This window comes from Bacillus sp. NPDC094106, assembly GCF_044764345.1.
GTDB lineage: Bacteria > Bacillota > Bacilli > Bacillales > Bacillaceae_G > Bacillus_A.
Genome location: NZ_JBIWHY010000017.1, coordinates 1 through 21,383 on the forward strand (window position 1 = coordinate 1; position 21,383 = coordinate 21,383).

Sequence of the window (21,383 nt, forward strand, 5' to 3'; positions counted from 1 at the left end):
CCATCCGTTTTCTGTATTTGTAACATCTAACTTATTACCATTTAATAATTTACCGACAACTTTTGATTCCGTAGTTGGGTTTTCGCGTACGTTTAGTACGTCTGTTGTTACAACAGTTTCTGCTTTAGCAGAAGTAGTGAAAATCCCAAGACCAAAAACTGCTGCTGTTGCTATACCAATTAATTTTTTCATGATAGCCTCCATTGCGTTTGTTTTCGTGTCCTCATTATAGCAACAGATTTTTTGGGAATTTGGGAAATCACACAATTACAAACCATTCGTAACAAACCATTAATGCTTTGTAATATAGCAAAAAATAATAGAAAGCGTTTTTCATTCCGTGTTTTTAAGTAGTTTATATCGCATATCTACTATTTTTAATACAACAGTTTTTTTCGATAAAGATAAAAATATTACAGTGACATTACAAAACGTTTACCAATAGATTGCATTCCTTGAGTATTTTATCGATTTATGCCTAAAATGGTTATATAAACATAAACATTTTGTTTGTGAATTTATAAATACGTACTATATCCTAACAAAACAACCGCATAATTGTTACAAAAAGAAAGGGCTGCAATGAACAAATTTGTCCTTTTTTACAACTGTAACACATCATTTTTTAGGGAAGCACATTCCCATCCGCATTTATCCCGCTTTAACGGACAGTAAAACCCCTAACTTCAAAATTCAGTGAAAGAGACAAAGAAGTTAAGTAGGGGATTAACTATCCGTAAGAGTCCGATTGGTGAAGGCTAATAATCAGTGATCACTGATTAAAGTTTCACTTTATAGAATTCGAAGAAAATCACTACAAGAATTATTTCATTATATCCGATTTAACGCATTGGAATTATGGTTATTTCACACAAAAAAAGAAACCTACAAAGGGGGATTTGATGAGGAAACTGACGAAAACATTTATTGTCTCATTAACAGTATGTATTGCATTTACAATTTGGGGGATTATTCCCGAATCTATAATTGGAAAAGGGAGTTTGGGGAATGTAACCACTGCAATCCAAACTACACTAGTTAGTAAATTTGGCTGGTTCTATATTATTTCTGTTTCAATCTTTTTAGCGATTTCAATCTTTTTAATTGTTTCCAAATATGGTTCCATCCGTTTAGGAAAAGATGATGATGAACCTGATTATAGTTATATGACATGGTTTGCCATGCTGTTTAGTGCTGGTATGGGGATCGGTTTGATTTTCTGGGGTGTTGCCGAACCATTAAATCATTTATATACGCCGCCGTTTGGAGAAAGTGCAACCGAAGAGAGTGCACGCCTTGCACTTCGCTTTTCATTTTTCCACTGGGGATTACATCCGTGGGGCCTATATGCGCTTGTAGCTCTTTGTATTGCCTATTTCACGTTCCGAAAAGGGAAGCCAAGTACAATTAGCGCGACAGTAGGTTCTTTATTTAAAAGCGGTGAACATGGCCGTATTGCCCATACATTTGACGTGTTAGCGGTGTTTGCTACAGTATTTGGTGTTGCGACTTCATTAGGGCTTGGGGCGAAACAAATTGCAGGTGGTGTTAGTTACTTAACGTCTATTCCAAACTCATTAACAACGCAGTTAGTTATTATAGCAATCGTAACGATTCTTTATATGTTATCTGCGCAAACAGGGTTAGATAAAGGAATTAAGTATTTAAGTAATACAAATATTATTTTGGCATTTGCACTTATGGCAATTTTATTATTTGCAGGTCCCACAAACTTTATTATGAACTACTTTACCTCAACAATTGGATCTTACATTCAAGAGTTACCAAGTATGAGTTTCCGTTTAAGCCCGCTAAACGAGGATGGAAACCAATGGATTCAATCATGGACGATTTTCTATTGGGCATGGTGGATTGCGTGGTCTCCATTCGTTGGTACATTTATCGCCCGTGTATCGCGTGGACGTACGATTCGAGAATTCGTTATCGGTGTGTTACTTGTGCCGACATTAATCGGTGCACTTTGGTTCTCTGTTTTTGGTGGAACAGCTATTCACATGGAGTTATTTGATGGCGCAAATATTTATGGACAAATTAAAGAGATGGGTACAGAAGTAGGATTATTTGCTGTGCTAGATCATATGGGTAGTATAGGACCAGCTTTATCTGTTCTAGCTATTCTACTAATCTCAACATTCTTCATTACATCAGCAGATTCTGCGACATTTGTTCTAGGTATGTTAACGACGCATGGTAGTTTAAACCCACCAAATCGTATTAAAATGATTTGGGGGCTTGTCCAAGCGGCGGTAGCATCAATTCTATTATATGTCGGTGGACTGACGGCACTGCAAACAGCTTCGATTATCGCAGCGTTCCCATTTGTATTTGTTATCTTCTTTATGGTAGCTTCGTTATTTAAAGAGTTGCAAAAAGAGGTTCATCATCATAAATCACATAGATAGAAGAAAAGGGCTGATTGATTTAGAATCAGCTCTTTTTTAATAGGTAAGGAATCTTTATATTTTGACATTATCCGATATATTGTCAAAAGTAATTCATATTTTTGACAAAAAATTGTCGGAAATGTGTTGTTACTTTTATATATATGTGCTATATTATTTCTTGTAAGCGATTTCAAATGGTTTTTTAAGTGTATTTGAGGGGGACAACTAGAATAATGAAACGTTACGAAAGAAAGTGGAAGCATATTTGTTTGAAACGTGTGGCACATCGAAATGTCCAAGAAAGCACGGAACCAAAGACTCAGGCGTCTAAAGAGCAACAAGAGAAGCAATTGGTTTTACAAAAATAGCAGTCACTTTTTCGTATATAAATGAAAGTAGATCGTTCGTTGGGGGATGGGCGTGAAATTACTTTCGGCTAAGGGGTATTGTCCGATATATAGATTTTAGTTCAAAAATAAGCACAGAGCATACGGCGCTCTGTGCTTATTTTTTTAACAAACGTTTGTTTAGTTTTGATATTACTGCCCGTAAAAGCCCTATTGGTGCGGGCTAATAATCAGTGGGGAGGAAGAACCTCCGCTGATTCAAGTTTCAAATTATAAGAACATCATACCTGCAACTGCTGCGTTTAAGAAGTTCGCTAATGTACCAGCGATTACTGCTTTAATCCCTAACTGTGCAATTTGCTGACGGCGAGAAGGAGCGAGTGTTCCTGTTACACCTAATTGAATTGCGATAGAAGAGAAGTTTGCAAAGCCACAGATTGCAAATGTTAAGATCATATTTGTTTTTGCAGAGAAGTCTGCCATGTGTGGTCCTAGGTTCGCATAAGCAACGAATTCGTTGATTGCAAGTTTTTGACCAATGAAACCAGCTGCTTGTACAGCTTCGCTTGGTGAAACACCAATTAAGATAGCGAATGGTGATAATAAGTAACCAAAGATTAAATCAAGGCTAAGTTTAATATGGAACAAAGAGCCAACTAATCCTAATAGGCCGTTTAATACAGCGATCAATGCGATGAAAGCCATTAACATTGCTGCTACGTTAATAACAAGTTGCATTCCTTCAGAAGCCCCGCGTGCTGCTGCGTCGATGACGTTCGCATCTTCACGTTCTGTAGAAAGTTGTACATCATTATTTACTTCTTCTGTTTCTGGCATAATGATTTTTGAAATTAATAAGCTTGATGGCGCCGCCATAATTGCTGCTGCTAATAAATGCTCAAGCGGAATACCCATTGCTGCATAGCCAACAAGAACTGATCCGGCAACAGCTGTCATACCGCTTACCATAATAGTGAAGAACTCACTGTTTGTTAAACGTGTTAAGTACGGTTTAATTAAAATTGGTGCTTCTGTTTGTCCTAAGAAAACAGTTGTTACTGCATTTAAGCTTTCTGCTTTTGAAGTGCCAAGAAGTTTACTTAATGCACCACCAACGATACTAACGAATTTCTGCATAATACCAAAATAATATAAGATTGCTACTAATGAACTAATAAATACAATTGGAAGTAGTGCTTGAATGATGAAAACGAATCCCCAAGGACCTTTAGGATTTACTAAATCTCCAACAACGAATTTAATGCCCTCATAAGAAAAATTGATTAATCCTTGAACACCGTCAGCAGCAATTTTTAAGCCTGCTTTTCCAGCATCCCAACGTAACACGATAAATGAAAACGTAATTTGTAATGCTAGCGCGATTAAAATTGTGCGCCAATTAATAGCTCTGCGATTGGAAGATAGTAAGAAAGCAATTGCTAAAACTCCAATTACGCCGCCAATTCCCCATAAAACATTCATGCAGTGTAACTCTCCTTTCTCATAGTAAAAAAGTATACATAACAGATGTATATACTTCTGCAAAAATAACATCTTAAGTAACTTATCACAACGGACATCAGAGGTCAAACATCTATAGAAAAGTTTAAATAGAAAGAAAATTCCTCAAGAAAACACATATAAATCTTATGAGGTTAAAATAGGTTATGTTTTTTAGCGAGAATATATTCATTGTTGTAACGTTGTAAATTGTTTGTAGAAAATGTGATGTATGAAATAAGAGAAGAGGAATATATTTAAATTTATATATAAATCCATATAAATCTCTGCTATGTAGAATAAAAAGTAACCTACACTCGTTTGCTCTTTCTGTTTTTACTTCGCATGTGGCAGAAAAAGGCCCTGACCGCTTCTATGCATGGCCAGATGCTCTCTCATCTAAAAAGAGGGGGGTATGTCGGTTTTTTAACTGATGTATATATAAAAAGAGCTTTCTAGTAATCTAGAAAGCTCTAAAACTATAACTTAAGGTGCCTTTGTGTAGCCTAAGAAGTGACTCTTCCAATAAGAGTTATTTAATGAAGCTACTGCAACACCCTTATCTCCAGCTTGAATAAATGATCCGCCACCAAGGTAGATACCCATGTGAGAAGGACCAGGCTTATAAGTATCTTTGAAATAGATTAAATCACCAGGTTGCGGATTTGAAGTTTGTGTTAAGCTACTCCAATATCCTGCCACACTTTGACGGCTAACGTTATGACCAAATTTATTAAAGACGTGGAAAATGTAACCACTGCAGTCAACACCATTAGCAGAAGTACCACCCCATACATATGGTACACCTGCCATTGATTGTGCGTATGCAAGTATAGAAGAGGCATTTCCACTGTTGTTATTTGTATTTTGATTTTGATTATTATTATTATTATTATTATTATCTGTTACGTTAGATGGTTTGCTAGGTTTATTATCTACAGCGCCACTAACTGGTGTTTTTGACAGGAAGCGAGTTCCGATATAGCCAGTTTGACCGTTGTAGTCAATTTTACTCCATCCGGAATTTTCAGAAATTACTTGCACCTTTTGACCTTGAGGAAGGGCACCGATGATTCTGTAATTTGTACCTTCGCCACCACGTACATTTAATGCAGATGCATTAATGTAGTATTCACCAACGGATCCTTGTGGTTGTTGTTCTTGCTCTTGCTCAGGTTGTTTTGGCTGTGAAGGTGCAGCTGTGCCACCTTTAACGAACTTTACAAATTCGCTACTTACATAACCAGTTTGTCCTTGATGATTAACTTTAAACCAACCATTTTCAACACCGATAACGTTTAATGTTTGACCATTTAATACGCCACCAATAACACTTTGGTATGTAGCTGGACCTGTACGAACGCGAAGAGACGTTGCGTTAACAACATAAGTACCGCCAGTTTGAACCGTTACATTCCCACTTTGATATTTTGGCTCTTCTTTATTATCTTGAATGATATTTTCGCCGGAGCCACCTTTTGTTACATAGTCTTTGCTAATATAAGCAGCTTGTCCCGCGTAGTTAATTTTAAACCAATCTTGAACTTCGCCTACAACCTGTACAACTTGTCCTTTATTAACAGAACCTAAAGTTGTATGAGAAGTGCTAGGACCTGTACGAACACGAAGGGAAGATACATTGACTGTATAGTTTCCACTTGCTGGTTGTACAGCTGTGTTATTGTTATTTTTGTTATTATCTGTAGAGCTAGCGTTTGAAGAAGCACCGGATACAAATTCGCTACTTACGTAACCAGTTTGACCATTATGGTTAATTTTAAGCCAACCATTTTCTTGGCCAATTACGTTTAATGCTTGTCCTTCATATACACGTCCCACAATGGAACTAGAAGCATTTGGATTTGTGCGAACACGTAATACATCAGCAGTAACTTTGTTGTTTCCATCTGCACTTACGTTTGTTTTTGCAGCGCCATTTTTTGACACAAATTCGCCATTAACATAACCAGTTTGACCATTATGGTTAATTTTGAACCAACCATTTTCTTCTCCAATTACGTTTAGTGCTTGTCCTTCGTAAACACGAGAGATGGTATCGTGAGAAGTACTAGATCCTGCGCGGACGAGCAATACGTCAGCAGTCACTTTGTAATTTGAATTGTTTTGTGATGCGGCTTGAATAGCAGGCTTTTGTGCATTTTGTTCAGGTGCAGCTTGAACGTGATCAAGTGTCGGGGCTGCGCCTCCTGCTACAGACACTGCCGCAAGACCGGCAAGATATTTTTTCATGTTTGTCGATTCCTTTCTGTCTGTAATATAGTGATGAAATATTTACCAACTGTTAAAAATTCTAAAAGGCATGTCGATTACTGTCAAGTCTTATGAGGGAATCCGAATATGACAAAAAGGTTACAGAAAAAAATCAAGGTGCGAATTACCACCTTGATTTTTACTGAAAATCTATATATTGAAAAATGATTAGGGTGAAATTATACATGTTTAAGATAATGAGATGTCAGAAACCGAAAAACTTTGTACAAATGATTTTTGTAGTAATTTTGTGATTGGACCAACTTGACCGTTCAAAATAGCAATTCCATCAAGATGTGTCATAGGTAAAATCTCCACGGTTGTTCCTGTAAAAAAGCATTCGTCTGCATTATAAACATCACGAATACTAAATAGTTCTTCTTGCACAGGGATTTGTAGTTTATTAGCTAAAGATAGAATATACTGGCGGATAATTCCGTTTAAGATTAAATGATTGGCAGGATGCGTATAAAGAGTACCGTTTTTTACAAGAAAGAAGTTAGAGTGGCTTCCTTCTGTGACGATACCATTACGAACGAGAAGGGCTTCTTTACAACCTTTACGTTCTGCTTTTGTATAAGCCAATACATTTGGTAATAAATTTAGTGATTTAATATCACAGCGAAGCCAGCGTGCATCAGGTTCTGATATAGCACGTATCCCATATTCAATCCATAGGGCAGGTCGTTCTTTTTTTGATATATAGGCATAGATTGTTGGGGCTACATCAAAAGAAAATGCATGTGCACGAGCTTGGACACCCCGAGACACTTGTAAGTAGACTGTTCCGTCTTCATGAAAGTTATTATTTTCGAGTAATTTGTAGAGTAATGTAATGAGTTCAGCTTTGGAGAATGGAAGTGTTAATTCGATTTCGTCCATTGAGCGATATAATCTCGTTAAATGTGGATCTAATAAGTGCAGGTTTCCCTTATAGATACGAATGACTTCATAGACGCCATCACCAAATTGTAATCCTCGTTCTTCTAACTGTATGTACGGTTGTTTTTTATTTGTATCAATAACAGTATCATTCCATAATACAAATCTTTCATATGTCAATTTCCGTCCCATCCTTTCCTAATCGTTTGAATAGTGAGCAGTGATCAAAGTAAGGGTGCTACTATATCACTTACTAAAGTAAAAATCCTTTTGGTTGCTGTTATGTAAATTCTTTTCATGATGCTATTTGTAGGCAGCAAAAAAATGTGCTGGAAATAAAAAGAGGCTAGCCTGTAAGGATCAGATTGATGGAGGGCCATCAGTGAAGGTGAAAAATCTTTTATTGCATTTTGCATATACAAATTCGAAAATGAGAAATAAGAATCCTGCTTTTTACGATAAAAAAAGCAACATTCAGCATGAATGTTGCATAAGGAGGGTAGCTATGTTTCATAGGGACATTGTCTTGTTAAAGGCTTGATGGGTGACAAAGCAGAATGTCCTTTAAAGACAATTCGTGCTACTTCCAGTAACACTAGAAAATTGTTAACAAAAGTTCCTACCATTCCCCGAAGGAAACTTTTCATAAAGTTTGAAATGAGAGACGGGGAATATATGGGACTTTGCTTATAAATTCAATTATAAAGATGTTTCATAAATTTTATGTAAATATTTAGTGAAGATTATGTAATTTTAACATCTTAGTATATAGTTCCAAATACTATGTTTAGGAAAGAGATGATGAATGAGGATGAAAAAAAGACGCCGGGATTACTCGGCGCCTTTTTTGTCTTCTTTAATAACGGTTTTTACTTCGCCAGTCTTGATTTTGTTGCTGTCAGAGAAGCGAAGTAAATCTCCCTCAATGAGTTTATCAGACATGTGCAGTTCATTTTGTGCACGGTCAATCATTGCTTGAGCTTCATCTTTTGGTACTTGTACGACCTCGCCTGTTTCGCGATTATAAAATGTATTATTTGTGTACATATATTGTTCTGTTACAAAGCTTCCATCGCGAAGAACAACGAATGATTTATAATCTGGTGAGAATACATCATGACCGAAGTGAATGTCATTGCTTGAATCAACACCAAGTAAGTTTAGAATTGTAGGTTTAATATCAATTTCACCCGTTGGTTTTGAAATTGTTTTACCTTCTTTTTGACCTGGAACATGAATAAACATTGGTGTTTTTTGTAAGTTCATATGATCAAATGTTGTAATTTCTTCTTTGCCTAAGAACTGTGCCATTGCACGGTTATGGTTTTCAGAAATACCATAGTGGTCACCGTAGAATACGATAACAGAGTTATCATAAATACCTTCTGCTTTTAGACGTTCAATAAAGTGTTTTAACGCTTCGTCTAAATAACGAGCTGTTACTACGTAACGGTCAAATACACTATCACCAGAGTTATAAGGTTCAATGAACTTTGTTCCCTCATCGTAATCAAATGGATAATGGTTTGTTAAAGTAAGGAAACGTGTATAGAACGGTTTCTTAATATTTTTTAACATATCCACTGATTGATCAAAATACTCAATATCTTTTAAACCCCACCCTAGTTTTGTTTCAGGTGTAATTTTATAATCTAATTCGTTAAAGTAACGATCGTAACCAAGTGCAGGGTACACGATGTTACGGTTCCAGAATGTTGCGTTGTTTGCATGGAATACAGCTGTGTAATATCCTTGCTGACGCAGAATTTCTGGGGTTGCTGTATATTCATTGTTACCGTGTGTAAAGAATACAGCACCACGGTCTAATGGGTATAGCGATGTATCTACTAAGAATTCAGCATCTGAAGTTTTTCCCTGTCCAGTTTGGTGGAAGAAGTTATTAAAGTAATAACTTTCTTTTGCAAATTGGTTTAAGAATGGTGTAACTTCCTGATCACCGACTTTTGCACCAATTAAGAATGTTTGCAAGGATTCAAGAGAAACGACAATTACGTTTTTCCCTTTTGCCGTGCCAAACATATTTGGATCTGGTTTACTTTGATTTGTTTTTACATAGTTTTCTGTTTCTTGTAATTTGCTACCATCAGCAAATGCTTTTTGTGAACTTGATTTTGCTTGCAAACCAAGGTCATATACTTGGTGTGTATATAAACCTAAGTTTTTTACGAGCATAACACGGTCAAATGAACGAGTTAATAGCTCTGGGCGTTCAGTTTCTGCAAGACCTAAGTTTGCGAAGAAAATAGCAATAGTTGAAACGAAATATAAAGAACGCATTGGACGTGAGACACGTTCCGTTTTTGCAAAGTCTTTCTTTTTCTTTAATAGTACGAAGAAAAGAATAATATCGGCAAATGCAACGATGATTTTGTAGTTAAGTAGTTCTTTTACACTAGATCCTAGCTGTCCAAAGTTGGATGTTTGGAAAAGGACTGGTAAAGTAACGAAGTCATTGTAGAATCCATAGAACATTACGTTACCAACAAGAATGATTGTTAAAACACAATCAATTCCAAGTGCTATATAGTTCCGTTTCTTCCCTTTTGCGAATAATGCAAGACCCACAAACAGTAATGATGTCGCTAATGGACTAATGAATAAGATAAATTCTTGCATGAAAGATTCAAGTTTTAAATCAAAGCTCGTACGTGTAATAATGTAAGTTTTCAGCCATACAGCCAAAGCAACGAACAAAGTAAAACGTACATTATGAAATTGTGATTTTAAAGATTCCTTCATCCATTCCACCCTTTCTCTATCAGGCTTGGTCGATTTTGGAGCGAAAAATGCTAAAATAAAAAATACATAGTTTTCTTTGCAATGAGTAGAGTTTTTGATATTCACCCATGTACGACTTTAACTATGCATACCCTTTTGGTTTCTTTTGTTGGTTCATAAGTATAACGTCATCTCTGTATTATACAACAAAATTCAGTTCTGAGAAACACTATAACATTTTACATTTTTTTGTATTTTTTAATTGTTACTGCCAGAGAAAACTTTAACATTGGTTTATATGCTCGTCAACTAGAAAATATAACAAAGATAAAGGGGAATGTTAAGAAGAATTCGATATTTTATATTATGAAATATAGGTAGAAAGTATGATGTAATCCGCTAGGAAACTATTATATGAGGGAAAATAGTTATATAAATCCATTTTAGTTTTTCAATATACAAGTCGCTGCTATGCAGAATAAAACATGACCTGCATTCGTATTCTCCCTTTGTTTTCATCCTTACATGTGGCAGGAAAAGGCCCTGACGGTCAGATGCTCTCGTCCACCTAAAAAGGGGGGATGTCGGTTTTTCAACTTGTATCTATATAGAAATGATGCGAACGCTTGTTCTTTCGTTTGTTATCTGTTAAAATGAAATACCATTGGTAAGCTATGTGTATATTTGATGAACTTTTTCTTAAATAACGAAGCTAGTTTTTTAGAAGATATATCTGTTTTTTTGATAATGAAAAAAGTATGGGGGCTGTTTATATGGAGCGGAAATTTTCAGTCGAAGCGTTTTGGAAGAAAGTAAAACATGTAGCAAAACAAGCAGGGCAGTCGGTTATTTATGCGAGTTTATTACTGTTTTATGTGTTGCAAAGACCAGATGTTCCTAAACGGGTAAAGGCAACAATCATCGGAGCGCTTGCTTACTTTATCGCACCAATTGATGCGATTCCAGATTTTATAGCTGGGATTGGTTATACGGATGATTTAGGCGCATTAACAGCTGCATTATTGCAAGCATCTATGCATGTAAATGAAGATGTGAAGGAAAAAGCACAGATGAAATTAGCGGATTGGTTTGGTTCGGATATAGATACATCGTTTATCGATCAAAAATTAGATCAATAGGTGAGAACTGTCATGGACTGACAGTACGAACATAAGCGAGGAAGTGCACTATGCCATCAGGAAAAACACATACGAAAATAAACTTACTTTCCCTTCCGATTGTTTTGTTTATGCTTGTTTCATATGGACTAACAAATTTTGATTTTCTATTAACTTTTGGGATTGGATTTTTAATTGGTACGTTTTTTTTAACACCGGATTTAGATACTCATAGTAATGCCTATAATAAATGGGGATTACTTCGGATCTTTTGGTATCCGTATCAATGTGTGATGCCTCATCGTTCTTTTTTAACGCATACGATTGTAATAGGTGACCTTATTCGTATCTTGTATATGCTACTAGTCTTTTCTCCATTTCTATACATATTAAATGAAACAGTATTAGATGGAAAGCTAGTAGAAATGGCAAAAGAGCACGATGTATCATTAGTGACATTTGTAATGGGAGTTATTGCTGCAAGCGCACTTCATATTATAGCGGATCAATTGAATACACGTCGTAAAAGACTTATGCGAAGAAAAAAGAAAAGACGAAGAAGATAAAGCACTTGCGAATTGCGAGTGCTCTTTTAGGGTTTCAAGGTTGATTACAAAGTTTAATCAAACGTTTGTTTAAGCAGAGGCAGGTTGTAGTGATAGCTTTTCTGAAAATAAATCAAACGTTTGTTTAAAAAAAGTGATTTTATTATTCATAAATTGGAAATGAATAAATAAGCAGAAATTCGGTTTAAAATAATAAAATTTTCAAAAAATATTTCTAAAAAGGAAATGATATGGTAAAGTATAAATATAGCGATATGAAAACGTTTTCCTCGGGCGTTTTTTATTTTAGACTTAAAGGTATGATGACCGGATAGTCTATTGATATGATTATGAGGATTTTAAAACAGGGGATTACAGAAAGGGAGAGGGACAATGAACACATGGACGCAAGTTTACGATCCGTTCGGTAACATTTGGGTTTCCGCAGCGGTCGCACTTATTCCAATTATCTTTTTTTTCTTTGCTTTAGCAGTTTTTCGTATGAAGGGGCATGTGGCAGGATTTATTACAGTGGTATTAACAATTTTAGTTGCAATATTTGCATATAAAATGCCGTTTACAATGGCAATGGCAGCAACTGGATATGGTTTTTTATACGGGTTATGGCCAATTGCATGGATTATTATCATGTCGGTATTCTTATATAAAATTTCTGTAAAAACAGGACAGTTTGACGTAATTCGTGCATCTGTATTATCAATTACGAATGATCACCGTCTACTCGTTATCTTAATTGGCTTCTCATTTGGAGCGTTTCTGGAGGGGGCAGCAGGATTTGGTGCACCGGTAGCAATTACTGCAGCACTTCTTGCGGGTCTAGGTTTAAATCCTTTATATGCGGCTGGGCTTTGCTTAATTGCTAATACAGCACCGGTAGCATTTGGAGCGATGGGGATTCCGATTACAGTTGCGGGGCAAGTAACAGGTATTGATCCACATAAAATCGGGCAAATGGCTGGGCATCAATTACCATTCTTATCACTATTTGTTCCGTTCTTTATCGTATTTTTAATGGATGGCTTCAAAGGAGTAAAACAAACGTGGCCTGCATTATTTGTAGCTGGCGGTTCCTTTGCTATTACACAATTTATTACAGCAACATTTTTAGGGCCAGAGCTTCCGGATATTACATCAGCGCTTGTCAGCTTAGTATGTTTATCGTTATTCCTGAAGGTGTGGCAACCGAAAGAAATCTACCAATCTAATCAAGAAAATGCTGAAGTGGCAGCAACGACTGCATCTATGCCAAGATTAACAGCGGGAAAAGTCGTAAAGGCTTGGTCGCCGTTTATTATTTTGACGGTAATGGTTGTAATTTGGAGCCAAGGTTTCTTCAAAGCTCTATTTGCTCCAGGCGGGGCGTTAGAAAGTCTTGTCTTTAAGTTTGAAATTCCAGGTTTGCACAATCTAGTAATGAAGGCAGAACCGATTGTAAATAAACCAACACCTTATGAGGCAATATTAAAGTTGGATGTTGTATCAGCAACTGGAACAGCAATTCTAATTGCTTGTATCATTTCAATATTTGTGTTGAAAATGAGTGCAAAACAAGCAGTTGAAACGTTTAAAGAAACCTTACAAGAATTAAAAATGCCGATTTTATCTATCGGTCTTGTATTAGGATTTGCATTTATTGCAAACTATTCTGGTTTATCATCGACACTAGCGTTAGCATTGGCGGCAACAGGTGGATTATTCCCATTCTTCTCACCATTCCTTGGCTGGCTAGGCGTATTCCTAACAGGATCGGATACATCAGCAAACGCATTATTCTCTAATCTACAGGCAATTACAGCGCAACAAGTTGGTGTAAAAGAAGTATTGCTTGTTGCGGCTAATACAACAGGTGGTGTAACGGGTAAAATGATATCTCCGCAATCGATTGCGATTGCGTGTGCGGCAGTAGGGCTTGCTGGAAAAGAATCTGACTTATTCCGATTTACATTAAAGCATAGTCTATTCTTCGTAACCATTGTTGGTATTATGACATATGTACAAGCTTATTATTTAACGTGGATGATACCGTAAGCAATAGCCATCAATTTAACACAAACAAGCCAGGTGCTGAAAGCACCTGGCTTGTTTCATAGCCCTAACTCGATGGTTACGCACGGCATGAGAGACTATTCATCCCCGAATAAACACCCTTCCAAGTTTATTGACTCCTCTATAAATAAGTATGCTGATAAAAAGAATAAAATTTAAAAAGAATTCTTCGCCCGCGTCCTCATCTTTCCAGTGAACTTCAAACAGCCAACCTATTCCGTAATTGGCAGCAATCCAGATAGAAAATAATGTCCAGAAATGCATCCAACTTCCCCCAAATAGAGCAGAAAAGAAGGCCATAATTGACAAGCCTCCAAACCAGAAAACAAAAATGATACATATTGCGCAAAACATAAACCTGAAGATAGATCCCAAACAACCCATTATAATTTCACTCCTGATCGAAACTTTATTTTACATATGTGAAGAAATCATATGGCTAATTTTTTATATGTTTTGGTTTTAACTGAATTGTTTTTGTGTATAAAAATATCATTTTTTAGAAAATTATAACACAAAATGTAAAATTGGTATTGTGACCCGTTTGATAATTAGAAAATTCTATCAATCAGAGGAATGTTATTTAGGAACTCTACTTTTTCTTATGCAGAAACTAATGCAAAGAGTTATTTTAATGTAGTAAGTTTGCTAGGGCAGAAACAGTAGAATCCCCACTTCAAGGTAGGTGGGGGTAGTTTAATAGCGGTTCGATAAGGCATATCGACTAGCAGGCAAAAAACGACATATAAAAATACAATTCATTTCTTTGCATTTTTCTGATTATCGTGTATGATGGGAAAGTATTGAAAATTAAATCAGTGATAAACTAGGGGTGCCTAAGTGATGCTTAGGCTGAGAGAGAAGCGCGATAACTTCTTAACCCTTTGGACCTGATCTGGCTCGTACCAGCGTAGGGAAGTTAACGGCTTTACATAACAATGTCTTTATGAGCCAGGTCCTTATTTTACTATGGACCTGGCTCTTTTTATTTTGGCATGCGCTGGCCACAAGTTTTGTTCTCGTCCTTGTCACAAGAAAAGTGGAAGTGGCTCGTTCAGAATGGGAGGGGGATGGAGCTTCAGCCGAGGAGGCGTATTTTGCCTCAGCGGAAGAAGCGAAGCCACCGATTATTCTAGCCACTGGAGCTGAATCTAAGAAAAGCGGAACCGATCATTACGATTGGGTGAAGTGCAAATCAAGATACCTGAAATTACTTAGGAGTCGACTCACGGTTCTGAGCAAGGAAGGTTTCTTGAAATGATAAAGGGGAGGAAACACAAATTATGAAGCAATCTGTTTCAGCTGAGCAAATTGAATTGAAGTCAAGTTTACCAGGGAGTAAGAAAGTCTATGTTGATGGACAGCGTGAAGGTATGAAAGTACCAATGCGTGAAATTGAGCAAAGTGAAACAAATGGTGTACCAAATCCACCGATTCGTGTTTATGATACGAGCGGTCCATACACTGATTCTGCGTACAAAGTTGAGCTAGAAAAAGGAATTCCGGCGCCGCGTCATGCTTGGATTGTTGAGCGCGGGGATGTGGAAGCGTATGAAGGGCGCGAAATGAAACCGGAAGATGATGGTGTGAAGACGGTATCCCAGCATACACTTGTCTTCCCGCAAATGGATCGCAAGCCGCTTAGGGCAAAGAAAGGTGCAAATGTAACACAAATGCACTATGCACGTAACGGTATTATTACATCTGAGATGGAGTATGTTGCGATTCGGGAAGGGATGGAACCAGAATTTGTTCGTAAGGAGATTGCTGAAGGTCGTGCAATTTTGCCGGCAAACATTAATCACCCAGAAGCAGAACCGATGATTATTGGACGTAATTTCCACGTGAAAGTAAATGCGAATATCGGAAACTCTGCGGTTACTTCTTCCATTGCGGAAGAAGTAGAAAAGATGACCTGGGCAACACGCTGGGGTGCGGATACCATTATGGATTTATCAACAGGGAAAAATATTCATACAACGCGTGAATGGATTATTCGTAACGCGCCTGTACCGGTTGGAACAGTGCCAATTTATCAGGCGTTAGAAAAGGTAAATGGGATTGCTGAAGATTTAACGTGGGAAGTATATCGTGATACGTTAATTGAACAAGCAGAGCAAGGCGTGGATTACTTTACAATTCATGCGGGTGTACTTCTTCGTTATATTCCAATGACAGCAAAGCGTATGACAGGGATTGTTTCACGGGGCGGCTCGATTATGGCGCAGTGGTGTTTATACCATCATAAAGAAAACTTCCTATATACTCACTTTGAAGAAATTTGTGAAATTATGAAACAATACGATGTTTCCTTCTCTCTTGGAGATGGATTACGTCCGGGTTCGATAGCAGATGCAAATGATGATGCACAATTCTCTGAGCTTGAAACACTTGGTGAGTTAACAAAAATTGCTTGGAAGCATGATGTGCAAGTAATGATTGAGGGACCAGGACATGTACCGATGCATTTAATTAAAGAGAATATGGAGAAAGAAATTGATATTTGCCAAGGTGCACCATTCTATACACTCGGACCTTTAACAACAGATATCGCGCCAGGCTATGACCATATTACCTCTGCAATTGGTGCAGCAATGATCGGCTGGTTTGGTACTGCAATGCTTTGCTATGTAACGCCGAAAGAGCATTTAGGATTACCAAACAAGGATGATGTTCGCGAAGGAGTTATTACGTATAAAATCGCAGCTCATGCAGCTGATCTTGCAAAAGGGCATAAAACAGCGCAACAACGTGATGATGCACTTTCAAAAGCTCGCTTTGAATTCCGTTGGCGCGATCAATTTAACTTATCTTTAGATCCTGAACGTGCAATGGATTTCCACGATGAAACATTACCAGCAGAAGGAGCAAAAACAGCTCATTTCTGTTCTATGTGTGGTCCGAAGTTCTGCAGTATGAGAATTTCACACGATATTCGTGAATATGCACAAGAAAAGGATTTAGAAACAACGGAAGCAATGGAAAAAGGTATGAAGGAGAAAGCTAGAGAATTTAAAGAAGCTGGTAGTCACTTATATCAATAAATAGAGTATACGATTTTGAACACCTCTTTACTTAATTGATCACATGTACTTAACTTAAATATAGAAGCCCCCTTCGCTAAGACGGTAGCAGAGGGGGCTATTATTATTTCTCCTTTAAGAACGTTCGATCTTTTAAGAATAAATTCCAGAAGAAGATAAAGCCTGGAAGCAAGATTGCGATACCGATCGCATAGAGAATAAGCAAAGCGTAAAAAGTTTCTTTCGTTGTGAAACTTGTGGATACAGTGACATCTGGATAAATGATATATGGTAGATGTGCAACGCCATAAGCGTAGCTCGCAAATGCATATTGTGCAACAACTGCTAAAACAGCAATTCGTGGCCAGCCGAGTGAATCGTGTCTTTTATTTGTCCACCAAAGGGAAGAGTATCCGATGACAAATAAAATAATGGAGACTGTAAACCAAGGAAACTGTTTAATTAATCCTTGCATGAGCCAGTGCGTTTCTGGATCCATAACAACAAGGGCGATAATCGCTGTAACGAGTGTTGCTGGACCGAGTATGATGGCATTACGTCTATAAAGGCGATACGTATCCTCTGAGCGTTGTTCTCTTGCAAAATCAGCTAGAAAAAGAGAGGACAGGAATAGCTCAGAAGTTAATCCGAATAACATATAACAATAAATTACAGGGCTGGAAAGAAGCTTTCCGTATAATAGAACTTCTTTGCCTCCAGAAGTCGTAATATAGGCGCCTTCTGTTACGGGTAAAACCGTAATTAGCAAGGCGGGAATTAAAAGCCCGGTAATACCAGAAATAACGCGCATGGTATGTTCATATTTTGGTACGGAATAGGCAAACACCATAAATGTACTACGAATGGCGACGAGAACTAAAATTAATGTCACAGGTACGAACATGACCGTTGCAAGGGTGAAAGTCGCTTTTGGAAAGAAACCAAGAAATGCAACAACAACAAAAACAAGGAACGTATTAGTGACTTCCCAAGTAGGTGATAAGTAACGGTTGGCAAGCTTTCCAGCAAGTGTTGGATGCTTGGCGTATACCATACCCCAAAAACCAGCTCCGAAGTCAATGGAGCCTAACATGCTATATACGAAGATAAGAGCCCATAAGATGATAATCGCAATACTTGCTTCATGCACGAGAATCTCCTCCTTGCTGCTTTAAATCATTTTGTAATGGATGTCTTGTAAAGAATGTCCGTAGTACGAAAATAGTTAAAGCGCCTAGTCCAATATACAAAATGACGAATACTACAAATAAAGGTCCGACAAAGTCAGCGCGTGTGGCCGAATCGATTGTGCGCTGCATGCCATAAATTGTCCAAGGTTGACGACCGCTGCAGCTGAAAATCCATCCGCATTCAATACCGAACATCATAATCGGTCCACATGCAGCAGTTCCCCATAGTAGCCACTTTGGCAATTCTGCTCCTTTTTTTCGATAAATAAAGTACCAATAGAGAAGAGCAATTGTTGCAACAGCAAAGGTAAACGTGGCTGTACCGACCATTAAATCAAAGAATGTATGGGTATAAAATGGTGGCCATGTTTCTTGTGGAAATGCATTTAACCCTGTTACAACGGTGTTAGGGTCTAATCCAACTAGTAAGCTGAGCATATTGGGAATTTCCAGGGCATAGTTTAATTCATGGGTTACAGGATCCACCAATCCACCAATCGCTAGAGAAGCGTGGGATTTCGTATCAAATAATGCCTCCGCTGCCGCTAATTTTTCTGGAGAATGCTCATGTAAAGCAATTGCGGATTCATGGCCGGAGATCCACATCGTTGCACCGGCAATAAATGTGACGACAAGCCCTAAAAATAATCCTTTTTTATGATAAGCAATTTCCCGTGCGCTTGTATTTCGTTTTAATAATTTAAATCCAGCGATAGAAGCGATGACAGCTGCTCCGGTTGCATAAGCCGTGATTACAACGTGAAAGGAGCTTGTGAAAAAGCTCGGATTAAAGAATGCTTTCCATGGATCAACGTTAAAAACGGAACCGTCTGGATGCATAGAAAAGCCCGCGGGTGTGTTCATCCATGTATTTGCTGAAGTGATTAACACAGCGGATGCAGTAGCACCGAGCATAACGAAAAAGAGAGATACGAGTCTCATAAATGGAGGTAATTTATCGGCTGCATATACATAAATAGACATAAATAACGCTTCTAAGAAGAAGGCAAAAATCTCAATTTGAAAGGGTACGGAAATTACCTGACCGACAATTTTGGCAAATCCGGGCCAAAGAAGTGAAATTTGTACACCGACAATTGTTCCAGTTGGAATTGCAACGCCGAGAAGGATGGCGAAAGCTTTTGTCCATCTTTTTGCCATGACGGCATAATCTGAATCTTTTTTCCAGTGATATAATACTTCGCTTATAAAAATCATTAAAGATAGTCCGATTCCAAGTGTTGCAAAAATAATGTGGAATGCTAATGATGAACCAAAGAAAGCCCGTGACAATGTAACAGTATCCATAATTCTGCTCCTTTTCATTTTTGCCATTATTTTCTGATTGAATTGGAAAATTTATTCAAAAAGATGCCAAAAATATATGTGTATTTTAAAAAGTGAATATGGTATTATGATTCTGAAATCTTCAGAAAAGCTCAAAAAAGGAACGAGAAAACATTTCGTTTGTGTTTTAGAGCAAAATCTTTTATAATTTTTATGCGAACGTAGGTTCTGTTTAGAGGGTGACTGAAACTAACAGAATGAGGAAGTTCATGTGAAATGGAGGGGATGTTTTATGTATCCTGAAGTCATTAACAAAATGGCATTTTCAAAAGAGCATAAAGATTTGTTATTAAAGTTATACAATAAAGAAATTACGCGGCGTGAATATGATCGTCTTGTGCAATCGCTATATAAGCCTACAAAAGAAGCGTGTGAGGGATAGAGAGTAAAGAAGACAATCGAAATCGATTGTCTTTTTTTATGTGTGCGTATGTTTTTGTATTGTTGCTTGGATCACTAGTCATATTTAGCATAAAGGAACTTTTGTAGAATAGGTTTCTTTTACTTTTTACTTCTTAATAATGGTAGTAAAGGCATAAGCGTCGGCCATTTTAATACAGGCGTGGGAGAAGGCCCTGTAATCCATGTATGGAATGGGAGGATGCTACATATAACCATTGTAATGATAGAGAGTGTTGCAGTTAAAAGAAAAAGTAATAGACTATATAGAATTGTATTTGTTTGTATTGTAAATAGAGATAGTAATTTCGTAATGAGTTGTAAAAAGAAATAGTGTGCTAAATAGGCTCCGTATGTGTAGTTTCCGATAAAGCGTAATGTTTTATATAAAGCTCCTCGCCGCTGTACGATCATGATAGACAGCACATATAGTATTAAAATTTCACATACAATGTACAGAAACATGGATGGCTTTAAATAGGTAGATACAGTAAGGTGAATCGAATTTACACCATAGAAGCTAAATAGTTCATAGTTGATAAATAAGAATAGAATAAAAAATAAGATTGTTATAAGTGGTATGTGTTTCGTTACAAATAAACGCCAAGCTTTTAACGCTACAGCTGCAATTCCTCCCATGACGAAGTAGAATGAATAGAAGAGGAAGGAACGATCTGTATAGTGTAAAATGGCTGAACTTGTTAGTTGTTCACCATTAAAAATATAGTGAGAAGAATACCACATTAAGAGAAAATATATGATGGCGAAAATAGCCATATATCTATATGTATCGTGCTGATTATGTGTGCGTCTTTGAAACCAATAGAATAAAGTACATAGCAAGGGGAACAGTAAATGAATTTGGAACATCATGATGACATACCAAAGGTGAGGGGCAGCTGTTCCAAGCAATAGGCTCTTTATCCCACCGTGCCATGTAACGACTTGGTTTGTTGTAAATAAGTAAAGAATGGACCAAAAGAAGTAAGGAGCAAGTAAGTGTGCTGTTTTTTCATAGATGTATTCTTTATAGACAATTTGTTTTGTATATTGACGAATTAAATGAAATCCAACAATAAAGATGAATGCAGGTGCTGAAAATTTTGCGAGATTAAATAACATTCCCATAATGAGAGATTGCTCTAATACGATATTTCCTTGAGTCATTGTATATAGTAAGGAACTTTGCAAAACAACGGCAAGAAAAGCGATACTTTGCAAAACCTTAAATTCTGGGGCGCTTTGTGTCATGTCTTCCATCTCCTTTTCCATACATGATTATAGTACGAAGGCGTGAAAAGGGCTGTGGAAACTTTGTGAAATTTATAACAATTTTATAAAATAGTTTGTTGGCAGAGTGGATGGAGACAAAGATTAAAAAGCAAAGAGGAAGCTAGATTGTTAGCTTCTTCTTTGCTTCGTTCTAGGTGAATTTTGGAATTATTAACCACGATCAGGTGGTGGTGGATCCATAAAAGTAATATTAGTAGGGTTCTCAGGTGGTGGTGGATCCATAAAAGTAATGTTAGTAGGGTTCTCAGGTGGTGGTG

General features: G+C 37.2%; 16 protein-coding genes and 1 riboswitch. Of the genes, 7 read left to right on the plus strand and 9 right to left on the minus strand.

Annotated features, from left to right (window positions below; genetic code table 11):
• Positions 1–204 (minus strand): SH3 domain-containing protein (locus ACIQ7L_RS21410; protein ID WP_400571471.1); only part of this gene is annotated, 204 nt, incomplete at its 3' end.
• A 698-nt stretch (positions 205–902) separates the two neighbouring features.
• Between ACIQ7L_RS21410 and opuD the strand changes: the two genes are divergently transcribed.
• On the plus strand, positions 903–2,423 hold the full coding sequence (gene opuD / locus ACIQ7L_RS21415) for a glycine betaine transporter OpuD (protein ID WP_400571473.1): 1,521 nt from the start codon (positions 903–905) through the stop codon (positions 2,421–2,423).
• A gap of 215 nt (positions 2,424–2,638) precedes the next feature.
• Entirely contained in the window at positions 2,639–2,773 is a 135-nt protein-coding gene (locus ACIQ7L_RS21420; protein WP_400571474.1) for a hypothetical protein, read from the plus strand.
• Between the two features lie 249 nt (positions 2,774–3,022).
• On the opposite strand, the gene ACIQ7L_RS21425 is transcribed toward ACIQ7L_RS21420, so the two are convergent.
• The 4 genes from ACIQ7L_RS21425 to ACIQ7L_RS21440 form a co-directional block, all read right to left on the minus strand.
• Complete coding sequence (locus ACIQ7L_RS21425) at positions 3,023–4,234, minus strand: NupC/NupG family nucleoside CNT transporter (RefSeq protein ID WP_400571476.1); 1,212 nt, start codon at positions 4,232–4,234, stop codon at positions 3,023–3,025.
• A gap of 504 nt (positions 4,235–4,738) precedes the next feature.
• Positions 4,739–6,502: a C40 family peptidase gene (locus ACIQ7L_RS21430; RefSeq protein ID WP_400571478.1), complete on the minus strand. Its 1,764-nt coding sequence runs from the start codon at positions 6,500–6,502 to the stop codon at positions 4,739–4,741.
• Positions 6,503–6,712: 210 nt separating this feature from the next.
• The gene (locus ACIQ7L_RS21435) at positions 6,713–7,597 is read right to left on the minus strand and encodes a D-amino-acid transaminase (protein ID WP_400571480.1); all 885 of its coding nucleotides are present in this window, start codon (positions 7,595–7,597) and stop codon (positions 6,713–6,715) included.
• A gap of 639 nt (positions 7,598–8,236) precedes the next feature.
• Positions 8,237–10,165, minus strand: coding sequence for an LTA synthase family protein (locus ACIQ7L_RS21440; protein WP_400571482.1), 1,929 nt, complete (start codon positions 10,163–10,165; stop codon positions 8,237–8,239).
• 752 nt (positions 10,166–10,917) lie between these two features.
• Between ACIQ7L_RS21440 and ACIQ7L_RS21445 the strand changes: the two genes are divergently transcribed.
• The 3 genes from ACIQ7L_RS21445 to ACIQ7L_RS21455 all read left to right on the plus strand — a co-directional run bounded on the left by ACIQ7L_RS21445 (position 10,918) and on the right by ACIQ7L_RS21455 (position 13,856).
• A complete protein-coding gene (locus ACIQ7L_RS21445; protein WP_097894837.1) occupies positions 10,918–11,283 on the plus strand; it encodes a YkvA family protein in 366 nt (121 codons plus the stop codon).
• A gap of 50 nt (positions 11,284–11,333) precedes the next feature.
• Positions 11,334–11,828 (plus strand): metal-binding protein, encoded by a 495-nt coding sequence (locus ACIQ7L_RS21450; RefSeq protein WP_400571483.1) that lies wholly within the window; start codon positions 11,334–11,336, stop codon positions 11,826–11,828.
• A 372-nt stretch (positions 11,829–12,200) separates the two neighbouring features.
• The gene (locus ACIQ7L_RS21455; protein WP_400571485.1) at positions 12,201–13,856 is read left to right on the plus strand and encodes a lactate permease LctP family transporter; all 1,656 of its coding nucleotides are present in this window, start codon (positions 12,201–12,203) and stop codon (positions 13,854–13,856) included.
• A 99-nt stretch (positions 13,857–13,955) separates the two neighbouring features.
• On the opposite strand, the gene ACIQ7L_RS21460 is transcribed toward ACIQ7L_RS21455, so the two are convergent.
• Positions 13,956–14,138, minus strand: coding sequence for a hypothetical protein (locus tag ACIQ7L_RS21460; protein ID WP_400571487.1), 183 nt, complete (start codon positions 14,136–14,138; stop codon positions 13,956–13,958).
• 554 nt (positions 14,139–14,692) lie between these two features.
• Positions 14,693–14,808: riboswitch (TPP riboswitch) on the plus strand.
• Between the two features lie 349 nt (positions 14,809–15,157).
• Between ACIQ7L_RS21460 and thiC the strand changes: the two genes are divergently transcribed.
• On the plus strand, positions 15,158–16,918 hold the full coding sequence (gene thiC / locus ACIQ7L_RS21465; protein ID WP_400571489.1) for a phosphomethylpyrimidine synthase ThiC: 1,761 nt from the start codon (positions 15,158–15,160) through the stop codon (positions 16,916–16,918).
• Positions 16,919–17,021: 103 nt separating this feature from the next.
• On the opposite strand, the gene ACIQ7L_RS21470 is transcribed toward thiC, so the two are convergent.
• Both ACIQ7L_RS21470 and ACIQ7L_RS21475 read right to left on the minus strand, forming a co-directional pair.
• On the minus strand, positions 17,022–18,047 hold the full coding sequence (locus ACIQ7L_RS21470; RefSeq protein WP_400571490.1) for a cytochrome d ubiquinol oxidase subunit II: 1,026 nt from the start codon (positions 18,045–18,047) through the stop codon (positions 17,022–17,024).
• The gene (locus tag ACIQ7L_RS21475) at positions 18,040–19,395 is read right to left on the minus strand and encodes a cytochrome ubiquinol oxidase subunit I (RefSeq protein ID WP_400571492.1); all 1,356 of its coding nucleotides are present in this window, start codon (positions 19,393–19,395) and stop codon (positions 18,040–18,042) included. Before ACIQ7L_RS21475 ends, ACIQ7L_RS21470 begins: the two co-directional genes overlap by 8 nt.
• Positions 19,396–19,666: 271 nt before the next feature.
• Here ACIQ7L_RS21475 and ACIQ7L_RS21480 point away from each other — a divergent pair, with 271 nt between their 5' ends.
• The gene (locus ACIQ7L_RS21480) at positions 19,667–19,816 is read left to right on the plus strand and encodes a hypothetical protein (RefSeq protein WP_097894831.1); all 150 of its coding nucleotides are present in this window, start codon (positions 19,667–19,669) and stop codon (positions 19,814–19,816) included.
• A 119-nt stretch (positions 19,817–19,935) separates the two neighbouring features.
• Here ACIQ7L_RS21480 and ACIQ7L_RS21485 read toward each other — a convergent pair whose 3' ends face one another.
• On the minus strand, positions 19,936–21,084 hold the full coding sequence (locus ACIQ7L_RS21485; RefSeq protein WP_400571494.1) for an acyltransferase: 1,149 nt from the start codon (positions 21,082–21,084) through the stop codon (positions 19,936–19,938).
• Positions 21,085–21,383: the final 299 nt, after the last annotated feature.